Here is a 14,993-nt window from a genome sequence, read left to right as displayed (position 1 = left end):
TACTGTTCGTTTAGGCACTGTATACCTCTGTGGGAGCTACCTTGGTAGCGAAGAGGCCGGCAAAGTCAGAGCAATTGCTGCGAATGTGCTGGCTTCTTCGTCCGCAACCGGAGCGCCGACCGGCCACTCCCATCGGGTATGCGGCGCTTAACCGAACTGTATTGGCCTCAGACCTTTTTGGCATTCCAGACCAGCAGCACTTTGGCGTGAATGGTCACGTCTTCGATACGGGCTTGCTGGTCCTTGTGCTTCTCGTTGTCCGAGATCAGCCAGAACCGCTCAGCGTCGAACACCTGCAGGCGTTTGATGTACAGCATGTCGTGCCAGGTGATCACGTACACGCCGTCGCCGATGAACTCATTGACGCCACGATCCACAATGACCGGGTCTTTGTCGTTGATCGTGCCTTCCATGCTCTGGCCCCAGCCAGTGATCATCGCCAGAGAGTGCCTGGAGGTGTAGGTCACGCCCTTTTCACGCAACACATCTTCGCTGATGATCAGGTTGCGGATGACCTCTTTGTAATCTGGCGGTATTTGGCCGTGCCCCATCGAGCCGCGTATGTCGTACTGACGAATCACGATTTCGTCCGGGGTGGCCTTCAACCCGGAAAAATCAGCCTGGATCACATTGCCGGCACTCACTTCATCTGCGGTGTCGCGCACTGCGTCAGCGATCTTCTTGCGCGCTTGCTCGTCGAGGTTCTTGCCGTGCCTGACCAGCATCTGGGTCACCAGATCAGCGGCAGAAGTCTTGGCAGGCGCTGGCAGGTTGGTCAGGCCCCCACCCGGCTGCAGCGCGCGCATATCCAGCAACAGCTGCGATTTGTCGATTTGCAGGGCCGTGGCAATGGCCTCGATATCGGCAAACGAGGGCTCGCGCGAGTCAGCCTCATAGTTGCCCACCCGTGATTGCGATTTCCAGCCGCAGGCTTGCGCAAGCTGAGCCTGCGACATCTTTGCGGCTGTTCTGAGACGCTTGATGCGTTTTCCGATGGTTTCGTTCATACGCAGGATTTGACCACGAAATGAAATACCTGTGTCTACATTTATTGTGTTTTTCATTAAAACGATACGTGTTTTTCTGCCTTGCCGATTAAGCGATGCGCTTCGGGCCTCGAACTGCCGACCAACGGCCTGCCATTACCCGACCCCTGAGCCAGCTTGAAATTCAGCAGTCCATGACGGACTGGTCGTCGAATTCAGGAGTAATACCATGCGTAAACCGATTCTGGCCCTGGCAGGCGCTCTGGTTCTGGCCGCCACCCTGTCGGCACAGGCGTTTGCCGAGACGCCACTGGAAAAGGGCGTTCGCCATGACAACCGCGAGCTGGACAAAGGGGTCGAGCATGACGCCAAAGAGCTCGATAAGGGCGTCAAGCACGATGCTGATGAAGTCGATAAAGGTGCGCGGCACGCCGATGATGAACGACACAAGGCCGACAAGCATGTCGACAAAGAGGCCAAGAAAGATCTCTGAGCGCGTGCAGCTCACGCAGGCCGTGTGCAAAACCACGGCCTGGCGTGGGTTACCCCATCCGCAAAAGGTCTGATTGGCAAAGGCTGCGAACCCCGTCCCGAAATCCACCCAACAGCGTCGTCGCCCTGCCCGCGCCACGGTTATGATCACGGCCTTCTAGTAAAACCTGAGCTGGCACGATGTCTGGCATTCCCTATCAAGACAAAGACAATTTCTTCATCGTGCTTGCAAAGCTGTTGATCAACCTGGCGCTGCTGGTCATTCCCTTTGTCATCCCGCTCTATCTGCCGCCGGCCCTGATCATCGCCTATTGGGTCCTGGCGCACCTTGCCGAATGGCTAGAGAACCGCATTCGCGGTGAAGTAGACAGCACCTTCATGTGGATGCTGGGCAGCTGTTTCGGCGTCAGTTATCTGCTGGGTAGCCTGGTGTCGTCCGGCTTTACCGGGGCGCTGGTGGGCATCCTGTGCTTCATCATGCTTGTAGTGGTGCATAAGGGCTGGCAGAAGCTCGCCAGGCTCAATATTCCCGAGCCGCACAGCAAGCCGCGGCTTAGCGAATGCACGCCCCTGGACATTGCGGGACCCAACGCCTGGAGCGGTCAGGCGCCGCTTAGCCCCGAAGGCGAGGCAGTGCGGGTGCTGTCTTGCAGCGAGTTTGTCATGGGCGGGCCTGCCGTGTGCGATTACCTATTGCCTGATGGCAGCGTCATTTACGGCGGCGGTGCGTCGAGCGGCTTCTCTCCAAACGGACGCTATTTCGTGACCCCAGCACCTTCGCGCAGCCACTGGCCGTTGATGATCTACGACCGCAAGCAACACCTGCTGCATGTCTGCGATGTCGACAGCCGTTTCTGGGAGATCGATCTGGTCGGCAACTTGACAATCACCGGCCGGGAAAGCCCGCTGGTCTCCAACAAGACCTGGAGCGCGATGATCGACGATTTGATCACCCATGCGCAGTCGCACAAGATGGTTCAGGTTGCCGATCTGTGGATTGCGCAGAACCAGTGGGACATTTTGCGCCAGGCCCATGAGCAGCCATTTCCGTCCCCCGCGCCGCCGGGTGGCCCGGTGTTCGATTGGCAGTTGCACTTGCCGCACAGCCTGCGCACGCTGGACAACCCGCTTGAGCCGCTGCACAGCCCGCAGGCCGAGATCAGCGTCGATCAGGTTGCCAGCGGCCTGCTGGTCTCAATGACCTTCCCTGAACTGCTCTGGCATGACGATCAGCAGGCGATGGTTTGCAAAGCGCAGCGCAAGGACCGCCACGGCGAACCGCGCCTGTGGCGCTGGACGGCTCAGCAGGGCTGGCAAACCGTTTGAAAACCAGATCTAAACCAGCGAGGGCCTGCCGTCCTTCAAGCAGGCTTTGGCTGGGGTGACAACCCGGCTGACATAGGTTGTCCACGCTCATGACCACAGACCCGGTTTTCCTCACCATCGGTGTGGGTTAGCATCCCGGCCTTGAAAATCGTGCTGACGAGGCCCCATGAACAACACCGTATTACTGCTTTTGGCACTGTTGGCGGCCGGCAGTGCCTATGGCGCGGGGGATGCCGAGGCCGGCAAGGCGGTATTTACCAAACTGTGTGCCGGCTGCCACAAGATCGGCCCGCATGCACGAGCCGCCTTCGGCCCCCAGCTTAACGGGGTGATCGGCCGTAACGCCGGGGCTACGGCCGACTACAAATACACGGACGCCATGCACAACTCCGGAATTGTCTGGACCCGCGAGAACATCGCAACACTGGTCAAGGATCCCGACGGCGTGGTGCCAGGCACCCGCATGAAGCTCTGGTGGATGGGCAATGAGCAGCGCATGGAAGACCTGCTGGAGTATCTGCAGGCCAATCCATAGCGCCGATTACTTATTCTCGTTATAGGGCGGGTAATCGCCTGCCGGTGGCTTGTCGTCAGGTGACTTGGCAGGTTCTGGCGGGTCGATCTGCGGGTCTTCCAGATCCGGTGAGTCGGGGTCGAAATCCGGCTTGTCGGTGGGTAGCGGGTCATTTTTATGGGTCGGCATGTGCAGCCTCCGCGACAGGAATGAATGGGTTCATAGCTGTGGGAACCAAGCCGTTGACAATGGTGCAGCCCGGCAGACGAACGGTGCCAGGGACTGTTCCCTGAAGCGCGGCAATGGTAGCCTTGCGCCACTCAGGGAGGAGCAGATGAAACGCCGTTCATCATTGATCGCATTCGCGCTGGCTATTGTTCTGTGCGACTACGCGCAGGGCGAAATATTCAAGTGTGTTTCACCGGAAGGCAAAATCGGCTACGCCGCCACGCCCTGCCCGCTCAATCGCGGTGAAACCACCGTGCAGCGCCCCGGCCCGCCGCTGATGACCCCGGACACGCCTCGTGAGCATGTACATGAAGTTCATCTGCGGGCAATCAAGAACCTGCAGATCAGCGGCAAGACCAACGCCAAAGTGATTGAGGGCGAGAACTACAAGAAGCTGCAGGAGAACCGGCTTCCCGCGCCCACCGTCGCCTCCAAATGCGCCGGCAAGCAATTTTACAGCGAGTGCTTCGACCCCAGTGCCGGCCAGTCATCCTTCGACGAAGCGCTGCGCCGCGCGATGGGCAGCAACGAAGCGATACCGCAAGGCTTGCCAGGCAGCATGCGCCAACGATAATGGCGCCCTTGGGCATCAACCGTGATGCCACGCACCCGAGGAGCCGCATGATGAACATGAACGAGTGGCAAGAAGCCGCCTTGGCCAAATACCTGGCCACCCACCCGACGCTCAAGGATGAAATCAGCCAGCTCAGCGCCAAAGAGCAACAGCAACAGGTGCAGTGGGCCTTTGAAGATGCGGCTGATGAACAAGGGATCGAGGCCTGGGAGCTGGCCATCGAACTGATTGCCGAGTCTGAGCAGCAACGCCAGCAAATGCGCCTGGAAGCCCACCGCCAGGTTGCCGAAGCGCTCGGCATGGAATGGGACGAGTACTGCTCGTTCAACGACATCCAGTCCTGATCCATACCCAGACCGGGTGCAGCAGCCAGCAGCGGTGGCGTGTCCAATCGGGCTTTTGATGACCGGTTAGTCAGTTCTTTACCTGCACCCTTTGCATGGGTAACGTCTGCCGAATACGCCAATAAGGAATTGCGCCATGAGTGACCTGATCTCGTACCAGCTCGAAGAAGGCATTGCCACCCTGACCCTGAACAATGGCAAGGTCAATGCGATCTCGCCGCTGCTCATCGATGCATTCAATGCCGCGCTGGACCAGGCCGTGCAGGATCGCGCAGTGGTTATCGTCACCGGCCAGCCGGGCATTCTTTCCGGCGGCTACGACCTCAAGGTGATGACCTCAGGCCCGGAAGCTGCGATCGCGCTGGTCGCCCAGGGCTCGACTCTGGCCCGGCGGATGCTGGCCCACCCCTTCCCCATCGTGGTGGCCTGCCCTGGCCATGCCGTGGCCAAAGGCGCCTTCCTGCTGCTGTCGGCCGACTACCGGATCGGTGTCGAGGGCCCGTTCCAGATCGGCCTGAATGAAGTGCAGATCGGCATGACCATGCATAACGTCGGCATCGAGCTGGCCCGCGACCGGCTGCGCAAATCAGCCTTTCACCGCTCGGTGATCAACGCCGAGATGTTCGGCCCGCAAGCGGCACGTGAGGCCGGCTTTCTCGATCAGGTGGTCGCCCCCCAGGATTTGATTGAAACCGCACGCCAGGTGGCCGGGCAGTTGAAAAAAATCAACATGACCGCGCATCGCAACACCAAACTCAAGGCCCGCCGCGCACTGCTGGAAACCCTCGACGCAGCCATAGAGCTCGATCGCCAACATCTTGTCTGATGCCCGAACTCGCGGCTGCTGCAATACTCTGATCAACCTGAACCAGCATCCGGAAGAAGCGATACCGATATGGGCCGAGTAGTTGCAGCAGCGGTTTACAGCGCAGGCAGAAAAGTTAGCGATATTACTCTGGAAGAAGGTGCAACCTGGGCCGCCAAGCCAGGTCACTTTGTCTGGATTGGCCTGGAAAAGCCCGACCCGCATGAGCTGGCCAGCCTCAAGAAGCAGTTCAACCTGCATGAGCTGGCCATCGAAGACGCCCTTGAGGTGCATAGCCGACCAAAGCTGGAAACCTTTGGCGATGCCTTGTTCATCGTCACCTATGCGCCGGTCAGGGAAAACGGCAAGCTGGTATTCATCGAAACCCACATCTTTGCCGGCAAGGGCTATGTCATTACCTCGCGCAATGGCCATTCGAAGTCCTACAGCGCGGTGCGCCAACGCTGCGAAGCGCGCCCGCTGCTGCTGTCTCACGGCGAGGACTTCGTGCTTTACGCGCTACTGGACTTTGTCACCGAGAACTATCAACCGGTCGCCGAAGCCATTCATTGCGAGCTCGAAGAACTGGAACAGAGCGTGCTCAATGGCGTGATGAACGATGCGCAGATCCAGCGCATTCACGGCCTGCGCCGTGATTTGCTGCGTTTGTGGCGCTACCTGGCGCCCATGGTCGAGGTCGGCGAAGAACTGCAAAAGCTCAGTTTTCCATTCATCGACAAGAACATGCGTCCTTATTTTCGGGATGTCGAGATTCACGTCAAACGGCAGATGGAAGACCTGGCCAACCTGCGTGACCTGGCCAGCCAGACCATTGAAATCGGCTTGCTGCTGGAGTCATCACGCCAGGGCCTGATCCAGAGAAAGTTCGCCGCCTGGGCGGCGATCCTGGCCTTCCCTACCGCGATTGCCGGCATCTACGGAATGAACTTCCAGAACATGCCGGAACTGAACTGGCACTACGGCTACTTCATTGTGCTGGGGGTGATCGTCGGCGGCTGCACCGCGCTGTTTGCCAGTTTCAAGCGCTCAGGCTGGCTGTAGCAGATCATCAGCTCAACACAATGCTGGTCAATCAGGTGCTGCTCCCACCGAGGGCATACAGTACCTAATTGAACAGTATTGCGACTAAACGGTCTTGTGCGCCACAAAGCGCATCATCCATTCACCCACGATACTGCCGTGGTGATCCTCCACCAGGCTGGTCACTGCGCGGTCGTACAGGGCCGCGCCCAGTGACTCCTGACGAATGTCCATCAACGCTCTGGAATAGTCATGGATGAACTCGGGGTGGCCCTGGAAGCACAGCACCTGATCATTAATGTGATAGGCCGCGAACGGGCAGAACTCGCTTGAGGCAATCACTGTCGCGTTTTCCGGCAGGCGGGTGACCTGGTCCTGGTGGCTGATCAGCAGTGTCAAGTTCTCAAGCGCCGGAGTCATCCATGCCGCCTCATTGCCCAACCGGTAGTGATGAATACCGACGCCCCAACCCTGGGCAGCGCGCTCGCTCTGGCCGCCCAGCAGCAATGCCAGCAGTTGATGGCCGAAGCAGACACCCAGCAGTTTTTCACCACGCTCGTACAGCCCCAGAAGATAGACCTTGAGGGTCTGTATCCACGGATCGCTACCAAACGAATCGGCCTTGCTGCCGGTCACCAGGTAGGCATCGAAGCGCTCGCCTTCGGCCGGGTAATCGCCCTGCATCACATTATGGATAACGAACCAGGCCTCGATCGGTTGGCGGGCGAACAGCCGCTCGAACATGCGGCCATAGCTTTGATATTGATCGACCAGTTCCGGGCGCAGGACATCGGTTTCCAGGATGCAGATACGTAACGGCATGAAGAATTGACCTGAAGCGGTGAAGTTGAATAGATCGGCGCGCCAAGCCTGCCCTGATACCCCCTGTAAATCAAGGTGTACACGCCGCGCTGCCAGTTCGCTGACAGGTACAGGGTTGTCGCTGACAGGCTCACCCGATGATCAGGTTTGCTCCAACCTGAAGCTCAGACCAGTCAGACGAACGGTAAAACCCAGACCGAAGTGTCTAGTAGAAGGATCGGCCAGACAGCCGCCAGCTTTTGATATTTTTAACGACTATCAGAGGCGAGTTAAAGGCCAAATAGTTCTAAGCCTTATGAAACACGGGCTCTAAGGTTAAATCTGTAGAAAAGGCAGGGCGCAATAATTCTTTATACAGCGCCGGGGAACGTCGGTCGGAGACCACACCCAACTGCCCAGATGGCTTTACCTTTGCCAGTCCAACCGATTTCCCGCAAGAAATCCGGTGGGCTGTTGTCGCTCAGGAATAACAACAAAAGGCAGTCAGCCATGCTCAAACACACGAAACTGCGGCAAGCGGGGCTCATTCTGTTCGGCACCCTACTGGTACTTATCGTGCCGAACCTGACCCGTCTGTTCGGCTGAAATAACACCACGTGCTGTCGAATGGCCCAAGTCTGTGCCACTCTTTATCCATCAGGATCAAGGGAGACAGGCTCATGCGTCAGTGGATAGCCCTGGTAACGCTGGTTGCTTGCGCAGGCGCGCAGGCCGGAGAGGTCACTCAGGCCGTCGCCGTGGCCGCTTTGAAAGAAGGCCGCCTGGCGGTGGATGTGCGCAGCCAGATCGAATATGACGCAGGCACTGTCCTCAACGCAGTGCGGGTCGACCCGGTGCGGCTGGTCAACCAGATGAAGCAGGTACTGACCGACCGCAATACGGTATTCGTGATTTTCGCCAGCAGCGATCAGAAAGCCAACAAAGCCCAAGACCAGCTAAACAAGGCCGGTTACCTGAGCGTCATCAATGGCGGTAACTACGAAGAGCTGCACAACGCGCTCTATGACATCACCGACGACCCCGCCGAGTAATCGTCAGTGAAATGGCGGGCGCTCAGACAGCCCGCCCGGCCCTCACTGGTGCTGCACTTGCGTCTGCGCAGCGGCAATCGGTGCTGCAGGCGACACCAGCACTCGGGCATGCATCTGCTCGAAGCCGCCGCCACGGCGCATACCGCGCACCGGGCACGCATCCAGGTAATCAAGCCCAACCGCCACCTTCAGATGCCGCTCAGGAATGGCCAGTTGATTGGTCACGTCAAAACTGTACCAGCCGTCATCAATCCAGGCCTCGGCCCAGGCATGGCTGGACAGGTGGTCGCTGTCTGCAGTGCACAGGTAACCCGACACATAGCGCGCCGGCACGCCCAGGCTGCGCGCGCATGCCAGAAACGCATGGGTGTGGTCCTGACAGACCCCGCTGCGGCCGGCGAAGGCTTGCGCCGCACTGGTTTCGACTTCGGTACTGCCCGGCGTATAGACCATGTGCTGGTTCAAGGCATGCATCAAGCCGATCAGGGCAGTACGGTCAGTGCCACGCTGACACTGGCTGGCGGCAAACGAGCGCAGTGCTTCGTCAGCCTCGGTCAGCCGGGTCGAGCGCAGAAACGGCAACGGCGACTGGCTGTCAGGCTCGGCCTCGCAGCGCGGGTCGATTTCTACCTGACCACGAGCACCGATCACAATGGCCTGATGCGGCTCGTCGAGGGTCAGCACGTGCAGGATATTGCCGTATGGGTCGACCTGAGGGCGCACCGGGCGCGGCAGGTTCAGTTGCCAACTGAGAATCTTCTGGCGCTCGCTGTCGTGTGGGGTCAGGCGCAGGTACTGGATGCTGGCTCGTACCTGAGCCTCATAGTGATAACTGGTCTCATGACTGATGGAGAGTCTCATGCAGCCTCCAGATAGGAAGTGTGGATCGCATCGCCCAGATCGGCGACCAGAGGGATGAAGTCGTTCAACCATGCATGCAGCCCTGCTTCCAGAACCTCATCAATGCCGGTGAAACGCAACCGCGCATGCAGCTCGGCGGCCATGCGCTGGGCGGGCCGCCCGTTGATGCCGGGCAGGCTGCTAAGCACTTCATCGAGTTCTTCCAGGCACGCCAGCAATGAACGTGGCGTATCGGCGCGCAACAACAGCAACTCGGCCACATGCCGGGCTCCAGGCGCCTCGCGATAGAGCTCGGTGTAGGCCTCGAAGCACGACAAGGCACGCAGCAACGCACTCCATTGGTAATAGCCGGCAGCAGAGCTGTCAGCCGCCGCTTTCACATGCGAACCACGCAGCTCGAGCATCTCGTAGCGCGCATCGAGCATGCGCAGAGTGTTGTCGGCACGCTCGATGAATGTCCCCAGGCGAATGAAGCTGAAGGCATCGTTGCGCATGATGGTGCCGTAGGTTGCACCGCGAAACAGATGGGCACGCTCCCTGACCCACTCGCAAAAGCGGCTCATGCCATAGCGGTTCAGGCCCTGCTGGGCGATGTCGCGGATTTCCAGCCAGGTGGAGTTGATGTTCTCCCACATATCAGCGGTAATTCGCCCGCGTACCGCGTGGGCACAGGCCCGTGCGGCACCCAGGCAACTGTAGATGCTGGCCGGGTTGCTGGCATCCAGAGCAAAGAAGTGCAGCATGCGTTCGGCATGCCGTTCGCCATGACGCTCTCGATAGGCATCCAGGGTGCCGGTGATCAACAGCGGCATGGCGATTTCATCCAGGCCGTCACCACGCCCGTCCTGGGGCATCAATGACAACGAGTAACTGACATCAAGCATCCGTGCGAGGTTTTCAACCCGCTCCAGGTAACGTGACATCCAGAACAGATCAGAGGCAGTTCTACTCAACATAGGCAGGCATCCTTAATCCTCGACCACCCAGGTGTCCTTGGTTCCGCCGCCCTGAGACGAGTTCACCACCAGCGAGCCTTCACGCAGGGCCACACGGGTGAGCCCGCCGGGCACTACGCGAGTTTCGCGGCCAGACAAGACAAAGGGGCGCAGATCAATGTGTCGCGGGGCGATGCCGTTCTCGACGAAAGTCGGACAGGTCGACAGGGACAGGGTGGGTTGGGCGATATACGCATGTGGCCGGGCAATCAGGCGGGCCCGGAAGGCTTCGATCTCGGCTGCCGTTGCCGCCGGGCCGACCAGCATGCCGTAGCCGCCGGAGCCTTGGGTTTCCTTGACCACCAGATCTTTCAGATTGGCCAGCACGTGAGACAACTCGTCAGGCTTGCGGCACTGCCAGGTTGGCACGTTCATCAGGATCGGCTCTTCATCAAGATAGAAGCGGATCATGTCGGTCACATACGGGTAAACCGACTTGTCATCGGCAACGCCGGTACCCACCGCGTTCGCCAGCACCACGTTGCCGCTGCGGTAGGCTGCCAGCAGGCCCGGAACACCCAGCACCGAATCAGGCCTGAACGCCAGCGGGTCGAGAAATGCATCGTCCAGACGTCGGTAGATCACGTCGACCGGCCGCGGACCGGAAGTGGTGCGCATATAGACCCGGTCATCACGCACGAACAGGTCAGCCCCCTCTACCAGCTCGACGCCCATTTCCCGCGCCAGGAACGCATGCTCGAAAAATGCGCTGTTGAAGCGCCCCGGCGTCAGCACGACGACTCTGGGGTTATCCAGCGGGCTGGCACTTTTCAGGGTATCGAGCAACAGGTTCGGGTAATGATCGATCGGCGCGATGCGCTGCGCCGCAAACAGCTCGGGAAACAGGCGCATCATCATCTTGCGGTCTTCGAGCATGTAGCTCACACCGCTGGGGGTGCGGAGGTTGTCTTCGAGCACGTAATAAGTGCCGTCACTGTCGCGCACCAGGTCCACGCCGGAAATATGCGAATACAGATCGCGGTGCAGGTTCAGCCCCTGCATTGCCAACTGGTACTGCTCATTGGCAAGTACCTGTTCGGCAGGCACGATCCCGGCCTTGATGATCCGTTGCTCGTGATACAGGTCGGCCAGAAACATGTTCAGCGCCTTGACTCGCTGAATACAGCCGCGCTCGACAATCCGCCACTCAGTGGCCGGAATGCTGCGCGGAATGGTATCGAAAGGAATCAACCTCTCGGTGCCCTGCTCGTCGCCATAGAGCGTGAAGGTAATTCCGGCACGATGAAACAGCAGATCGGCCTCGCGACGCCGCTGAGCCAACAGCTCAGGCGGCGTATTTCCCAACCACCGGGCAAACTCCCGGTAATGCGGGCGAACCTGCCCGCCAGCATCGTACATCTCATCGTAAAAGTTGCGGATCATGCCGAACTCCTTGTCACCCAGGACGCCAAGGCCTTCGCAAGCCTCGTGCCACCGGCATAAATCTTTATTTTTCAATAAGTTATTTTTACGCAACGCCCACCGCGCACCCTCCTTGTGCAAAATTGCGCCCGTTTTTATCGCCCACGCCTCATAACCATGCATCAAAACTATAGGCGCTATAGAACGAGTTGATTTCCAGCCTTGCCATTAGTTCGCCACAATCGCTCACATGAACGGAAGCCACCACCTGCAAGGCGTCACTCATCAAGCGCCTTATACCACTCATCCGTCAACCCGATTCCCGTTATGGCCACTGTTTTCAGTGGCTTTTTTTTGCCTGCCTGTTGCACATCAATCCCGCTCTTTACAACGCAAACGGCCCGGCGGGAGCAATGTTCCCGCCGGGCCGTCAAGGGTGAATCTGCTGTTCAGTTCAAGCGTCTGAGTTCATGTTTGACTCCCCAGCCTTCAACCTCCCCGTCAAGCGGGGAAATCGCAGACTGCAGGTCTTGCTCAAAGTCCCCGATCCCGTGGTAAGTGGCGTACATCATTTTGCTGACCTGTAAATGCCAGGCACCGTCATCGCGCTCGTTGACCTGAGCGTTCAGCGATTCGCCGCGAAATTTTTGCGCGGCCTGGCGAGCGCGTTTTTCGTCGGGAAAGATGGCGTAGAACTCAATGGGATGAATCCGGGCAAAATCAAAACCGCCCTCTTTCATGCAACGCAGCACGTGAGTGCTGATGTCTTCAGGGTGGGCTGTGCTCATGAAACATCCTCCTATGCAACGATAGATAGAGTTTCAACGCTGGCTGTGCGGCCGTGCCGCCAGCCTGGCGATCAAGCATGGAGCTGGGTGAAGTCGGCCTGCAAAGGGCCGGACACCCGCCGGGAAGAGTCCGTCAGACGATGCACTCAAGTGGCTGTTCAGCGACTTTACGTACGCCCTCTGGCGGCCCCGTTTGCAGAGTAGCCTTAGCCTGAGCACCTGCCAAGCGGTTGGCAGAGCATGGTCGCTCAGGAAAGCTCTGTAATGGAAAGGATCTGCACGCTGTTCTGCTCTCTGAGCGTCTTCACCGTCGGCTCTGACGCTCGCCCCTCCAGATCATTGAGATCGAGTTCACCGGCCACCGGGAACAGTTTCGGGCGCAGCAGACGGGCAGCCTCCTCATGTGTAGGGCACTGCTGCGAATCAATCTCCAGGCGTTGTTGCACGCCATCCTTATCCAGATACGAAACGGCCCACAGTTTCATCAGTACCTCCGCAACAGCCGGACAATCGGCTTACGTGATCTTGACCGGTCCGTGAGGCGGTTTGTTCAGCCTGATACAGGGTGTTTTTTACCAGACGGCGGCAAGGTCGGGAAGACACTTGGGTGACGCCCAAGCAAACGGGAATCTGCATGTCGGCGGTTTTTACACCGGCAGAAAAAAGGCCCCGGAGGGGGCCTTTTTCATGCTGCTCAGTTCTTGCTGGCCTCTACGCCTGCGGTGTTGTCCAGCAGGCTCTTGGTCGCGGTTTGCAGGAAGCTTTCAAGTTTTTGCTTGAGTTCTTCAGTCTGCGCCGCATTTTCGATCACTTCGGCCGATGGTGTAGTGCCCAAGGTGTACTTGAGAACCTTGGCAGGCATGTCTACCGGTTCGATCAGGATGTGATTGCCACTGAGAATGGCAACCACCTGCTCACTGCCAGACGGTTTGATCACGCCAAAGCCCTGATCACCCTCGGGCAGGTTCAGCAGGTCACGCCCCCAGCATTGATGACGGGTCTTGCCACCCAGACGGCCCATGATGGTCGGCACCACGTCCACTTGAGTGCCGACGATGCTGCTACGCTTGCCGAACTTGTCCTGAATACCCGGTGCGATCAACAACAACGGCACGTTGAAGCGGCCCAGGTCCATTTCGGTCAGTTGGCGGTTGTTGCCAAAGCCATGGTCGCCCAGCACCACGAACAGGGTCTCGTTGTAGTAAGGCTCTTTCTTGGCCTTCTCGAAGAACTGCCCAAGCGCCCAGTCAGAGTAACGCATCGCCGTCAGATGCTCGTCCATCGAGCCGTAGCCGGTAACCCGCTCGACCGGCAAATCCTTGGGCAAGGCATACGGCGTATGGTTGGACAGACTCTGCAGCAAGGCATAGAACGGCTTGCCCTGGCCCTGACGGGCTTTGAGCTCTTCAGCACCACGGTCGAACATGTCCTGGTCGGACACACCCCAGGTCGGATCGGAGAACACCGGGTTGACGAAGTCATTGCGACCGACAAAGTTGGTCATGCCCTGATTGCTGAAAAAGCCCGACTGGTTGTCCCAGGCGAAATCGCCGTTATAGACGTAGACGTCGTCGTAATCGCGACCGGTACTGAGCAACTGCGGCAGGCCGGACAACTTGTGGCTGCCTTCAGGTTCTTGCATCAGGTATTCGAAGCCCGGCAGGTTCGGGAAACAGGCCATGGTCGCGAACATGCCCTGATGGGTATGCGTACCGTTGGAGAAGAAGTGGTCGAACAGCAGACCCTCTTCGGCCAGCTTGTCGAAGTACGGCGTAATGTTCGCCTGGCTGCCCAGGGCACCCACCGAGTGACCGGCGAAGCTCTCCAGCAGGATGACCACCACGTTGCGAATTGGCAGCGTGTTCTGCGCCGGCGGGTTGAAGTCACGGCGCACGGCAGCGATATCCGGCTCGACCAACTGGTCGTTGGCAGTCAACAGCATGTCACGCACGGTCTGTTGGGCCTGATCCTGTGGCAGGGTGGCTTTCCAGATATTGTCGCGGTCTTCCGAGAACCGGCTCTTGCCTGCTGCGATCAGCGTCAGAGTGCCATTAAGGCCCAACTGGTTGGCGAAGTTCGAATCGGTTGTGTAGGCATCGCCCCAGCGCAGGGGTGGGCCTTGACGCAAGGTGCCACGGGCGGCGACCACAGCCACCAGCAGGATGACCACGAACACGCTGGCGCGCATGTACCAAGGGGCGACGGCACCAGAAAAACCGCGGCTGGCAGTCACGCCCTGCGCAGGCCGGGCCAGACGATCGAAACCTTTGAATACCAGGCTCAACAGCCAGGTGACCAGCGCCCAGGCCAACAGGTAGCGAACCACAGGGAAGCCGTACCAGAGCATGCTCAGTACAGTTTTCGGATCTTCTTTGACGTACTGGAACACCAGACCATTGAGGCGCTGGTGGAATTCGCGATAGAAGTCCATTTCCATCAGGCCCAGGAACAGCGTGATACTGCCGACCAGGGTCAGCCAGAAACGGAAAAAGCCCCGGGCACGCATCGCCCGCACGCTGAACACCGAGAAGAACAGCGGAATCAGCAAGTAGATGGTCAGACGCAAGTCAAAGCGCATGCCATTGATCAACGCCTCGACGAAGGTCGAGATCGGCGTATCGCCGATCATCTCGCGGTTATACACCAGCAGTGCAATGCGCAGCAGCGTGTACATGACCATCAGGGTCAGCCCGCTAAGCAGTGTATAAAGCAGATGATGTTTCAGCGTTGGGTCAGGCAGCCGGGACAAGGCATGCCGACTCTGGGCGTCCGATTTGGCCATAAAGGGAGATCCGAAGGATTCAGGGTTGGAATTGTTACAGAC

17 protein-coding genes are annotated in these 14,993 nt (G+C 58.8%); 8 read left to right on the top strand and 9 right to left on the bottom strand.

Annotated elements, in window-relative coordinates:
• Nucleotides 1-167: 167 nt before the first annotated feature.
• Nucleotides 168-956 carry an XRE family transcriptional regulator gene (locus tag NJC40_RS16435; RefSeq protein ID WP_492180348.1) on the bottom strand — a complete coding sequence of 263 codons (789 nt, stop codon included), beginning with the start codon at nucleotides 954-956 and terminating at the stop codon, nucleotides 168-170.
• 259 nt (nucleotides 957-1,215) lie between these two features.
• On the opposite strand from NJC40_RS16435, the gene NJC40_RS16430 reads away from it, so the two are divergent.
• The 3 genes from NJC40_RS16430 (at nucleotide 1,216) to NJC40_RS16420 (ending at nucleotide 3,339) form a co-directional block, all read left to right on the top strand.
• Nucleotides 1,216-1,479 (top strand): hypothetical protein, encoded by a 264-nt coding sequence (locus NJC40_RS16430; protein ID WP_253142133.1) that lies wholly within the window; start codon nucleotides 1,216-1,218, stop codon nucleotides 1,477-1,479.
• A gap of 179 nt (nucleotides 1,480-1,658) precedes the next feature.
• A complete protein-coding gene (locus NJC40_RS16425) occupies nucleotides 1,659-2,804 on the top strand; it encodes a hypothetical protein (RefSeq protein WP_253142131.1) in 1,146 nt (381 codons plus the stop codon).
• Between the two features lie 166 nt (nucleotides 2,805-2,970).
• Nucleotides 2,971-3,339, top strand: a complete 369-nt coding sequence (locus NJC40_RS16420) for a c-type cytochrome (protein WP_253142130.1) — start codon at nucleotides 2,971-2,973, stop codon at nucleotides 3,337-3,339.
• A 6-nt stretch (nucleotides 3,340-3,345) separates the two neighbouring features.
• Here NJC40_RS16420 and NJC40_RS16415 read toward each other — a convergent pair whose 3' ends face one another.
• The gene (locus tag NJC40_RS16415) at nucleotides 3,346-3,507 is read right to left on the bottom strand and encodes a DUF6021 family protein (protein WP_253142128.1); all 162 of its coding nucleotides are present in this window, start codon (nucleotides 3,505-3,507) and stop codon (nucleotides 3,346-3,348) included.
• Between the two features lie 145 nt (nucleotides 3,508-3,652).
• Between NJC40_RS16415 and NJC40_RS16410 the strand changes: the two genes are divergently transcribed.
• From NJC40_RS16410 to NJC40_RS16395, 4 genes are all read left to right on the top strand, one after another.
• Complete coding sequence (locus tag NJC40_RS16410) at nucleotides 3,653-4,120, top strand: DUF4124 domain-containing protein (protein ID WP_045489951.1); 468 nt, start codon at nucleotides 3,653-3,655, stop codon at nucleotides 4,118-4,120.
• A gap of 50 nt (nucleotides 4,121-4,170) precedes the next feature.
• Complete coding sequence (locus NJC40_RS16405) at nucleotides 4,171-4,464, top strand: DUF6388 family protein (protein WP_045489949.1); 294 nt, start codon at nucleotides 4,171-4,173, stop codon at nucleotides 4,462-4,464.
• A 136-nt stretch (nucleotides 4,465-4,600) separates the two neighbouring features.
• Nucleotides 4,601-5,290 (top strand): crotonase/enoyl-CoA hydratase family protein, encoded by a 690-nt coding sequence (locus tag NJC40_RS16400; RefSeq protein ID WP_045489947.1) that lies wholly within the window; start codon nucleotides 4,601-4,603, stop codon nucleotides 5,288-5,290.
• A gap of 69 nt (nucleotides 5,291-5,359) precedes the next feature.
• Complete coding sequence (locus NJC40_RS16395; protein ID WP_253142126.1) at nucleotides 5,360-6,331, top strand: magnesium and cobalt transport protein CorA; 972 nt, start codon at nucleotides 5,360-5,362, stop codon at nucleotides 6,329-6,331.
• Between the two features lie 84 nt (nucleotides 6,332-6,415).
• On the opposite strand, the gene NJC40_RS16390 is transcribed toward NJC40_RS16395, so the two are convergent.
• Nucleotides 6,416-7,132 carry an amidotransferase gene (locus tag NJC40_RS16390; RefSeq protein WP_253142124.1) on the bottom strand — a complete coding sequence of 239 codons (717 nt, stop codon included), beginning with the start codon at nucleotides 7,130-7,132 and terminating at the stop codon, nucleotides 6,416-6,418.
• Nucleotides 7,133-7,791: 659 nt separating this feature from the next.
• On the opposite strand from NJC40_RS16390, the gene NJC40_RS16385 reads away from it, so the two are divergent.
• On the top strand, nucleotides 7,792-8,163 hold the full coding sequence (locus tag NJC40_RS16385; protein WP_045489942.1) for a rhodanese-like domain-containing protein: 372 nt from the start codon (nucleotides 7,792-7,794) through the stop codon (nucleotides 8,161-8,163).
• A gap of 42 nt (nucleotides 8,164-8,205) precedes the next feature.
• Here NJC40_RS16385 and NJC40_RS16380 read toward each other — a convergent pair whose 3' ends face one another.
• From NJC40_RS16380 to NJC40_RS16355, 6 genes are all read right to left on the bottom strand, one after another.
• On the bottom strand, nucleotides 8,206-9,024 hold the full coding sequence (locus NJC40_RS16380; protein ID WP_045489940.1) for a transglutaminase family protein: 819 nt from the start codon (nucleotides 9,022-9,024) through the stop codon (nucleotides 8,206-8,208).
• Complete coding sequence (locus NJC40_RS16375) at nucleotides 9,021-9,980, bottom strand: alpha-E domain-containing protein (RefSeq protein WP_045489938.1); 960 nt, start codon at nucleotides 9,978-9,980, stop codon at nucleotides 9,021-9,023. The genes NJC40_RS16380 and NJC40_RS16375 overlap by 4 nt, the downstream gene beginning before the upstream one ends.
• 12 nt (nucleotides 9,981-9,992) lie before the next feature.
• The gene (locus tag NJC40_RS16370) at nucleotides 9,993-11,402 is read right to left on the bottom strand and encodes a circularly permuted type 2 ATP-grasp protein (protein WP_253110280.1); all 1,410 of its coding nucleotides are present in this window, start codon (nucleotides 11,400-11,402) and stop codon (nucleotides 9,993-9,995) included.
• Between the two features lie 428 nt (nucleotides 11,403-11,830).
• Nucleotides 11,831-12,169, bottom strand: a complete 339-nt coding sequence (locus NJC40_RS16365; protein WP_045489934.1) for a ribonuclease E inhibitor RraB — start codon at nucleotides 12,167-12,169, stop codon at nucleotides 11,831-11,833.
• A gap of 248 nt (nucleotides 12,170-12,417) precedes the next feature.
• Nucleotides 12,418-12,654, bottom strand: a complete 237-nt coding sequence (locus NJC40_RS16360; RefSeq protein WP_045489932.1) for a hypothetical protein — start codon at nucleotides 12,652-12,654, stop codon at nucleotides 12,418-12,420.
• A 209-nt stretch (nucleotides 12,655-12,863) separates the two neighbouring features.
• Entirely contained in the window at nucleotides 12,864-14,951 is a 2,088-nt protein-coding gene (locus tag NJC40_RS16355) for an LTA synthase family protein (RefSeq protein ID WP_045489930.1), read from the bottom strand.
• Nucleotides 14,952-14,993 lie beyond the last annotated feature (42 nt).

This window comes from Pseudomonas sp. 21LCFQ02, assembly GCF_024129895.2.
Classification (GTDB): Bacteria; Pseudomonadota; Gammaproteobacteria; order Pseudomonadales; family Pseudomonadaceae; genus Aquipseudomonas.
This window is presented reverse-complemented; position numbering and strand designations above follow the sequence as displayed.

Excerpts from the sequence above, each read along its gene's own strand:
- NJC40_RS16435 (WP_492180348.1), bottom strand. The coding sequence starts at position 956 with ATGTCGCAGGCTCAGCTTGCGCAAGCCTGCGGCTGGAAATCGCAATCA.
- NJC40_RS16430 (WP_253142133.1), top strand. The coding sequence starts at position 1,216 with ATGCGTAAACCGATTCTGGCCCTGGCAGGCGCTCTGGTTCTGGCCGCC.
- NJC40_RS16425 (WP_253142131.1), top strand. The coding sequence starts at position 1,659 with ATGTCTGGCATTCCCTATCAAGACAAAGACAATTTCTTCATCGTGCTT.
- NJC40_RS16420 (WP_253142130.1), top strand. The coding sequence starts at position 2,971 with ATGAACAACACCGTATTACTGCTTTTGGCACTGTTGGCGGCCGGCAGT.
- NJC40_RS16415 (WP_253142128.1), bottom strand. The coding sequence starts at position 3,507 with ATGCCGACCCATAAAAATGACCCGCTACCCACCGACAAGCCGGATTTC.
- NJC40_RS16410 (WP_045489951.1), top strand. The coding sequence starts at position 3,653 with ATGAAACGCCGTTCATCATTGATCGCATTCGCGCTGGCTATTGTTCTG.
- NJC40_RS16405 (WP_045489949.1), top strand. The coding sequence starts at position 4,171 with ATGAACATGAACGAGTGGCAAGAAGCCGCCTTGGCCAAATACCTGGCC.
- NJC40_RS16400 (WP_045489947.1), top strand. The coding sequence starts at position 4,601 with ATGAGTGACCTGATCTCGTACCAGCTCGAAGAAGGCATTGCCACCCTG.
- NJC40_RS16395 (WP_253142126.1), top strand. The coding sequence starts at position 5,360 with ATGGGCCGAGTAGTTGCAGCAGCGGTTTACAGCGCAGGCAGAAAAGTT.
- NJC40_RS16390 (WP_253142124.1), bottom strand. The coding sequence starts at position 7,132 with ATGCCGTTACGTATCTGCATCCTGGAAACCGATGTCCTGCGCCCGGAA.
- NJC40_RS16385 (WP_045489942.1), top strand. The coding sequence starts at position 7,792 with ATGCGTCAGTGGATAGCCCTGGTAACGCTGGTTGCTTGCGCAGGCGCG.
- NJC40_RS16380 (WP_045489940.1), bottom strand. The coding sequence starts at position 9,024 with ATGAGACTCTCCATCAGTCATGAGACCAGTTATCACTATGAGGCTCAG.
- NJC40_RS16375 (WP_045489938.1), bottom strand. The coding sequence starts at position 9,980 with ATGTTGAGTAGAACTGCCTCTGATCTGTTCTGGATGTCACGTTACCTG.
- NJC40_RS16370 (WP_253110280.1), bottom strand. The coding sequence starts at position 11,402 with ATGATCCGCAACTTTTACGATGAGATGTACGATGCTGGCGGGCAGGTT.
- NJC40_RS16365 (WP_045489934.1), bottom strand. The coding sequence starts at position 12,169 with ATGAGCACAGCCCACCCTGAAGACATCAGCACTCACGTGCTGCGTTGC.
- NJC40_RS16360 (WP_045489932.1), bottom strand. The coding sequence starts at position 12,654 with ATGAAACTGTGGGCCGTTTCGTATCTGGATAAGGATGGCGTGCAACAA.
- NJC40_RS16355 (WP_045489930.1), bottom strand. The coding sequence starts at position 14,951 with ATGGCCAAATCGGACGCCCAGAGTCGGCATGCCTTGTCCCGGCTGCCT.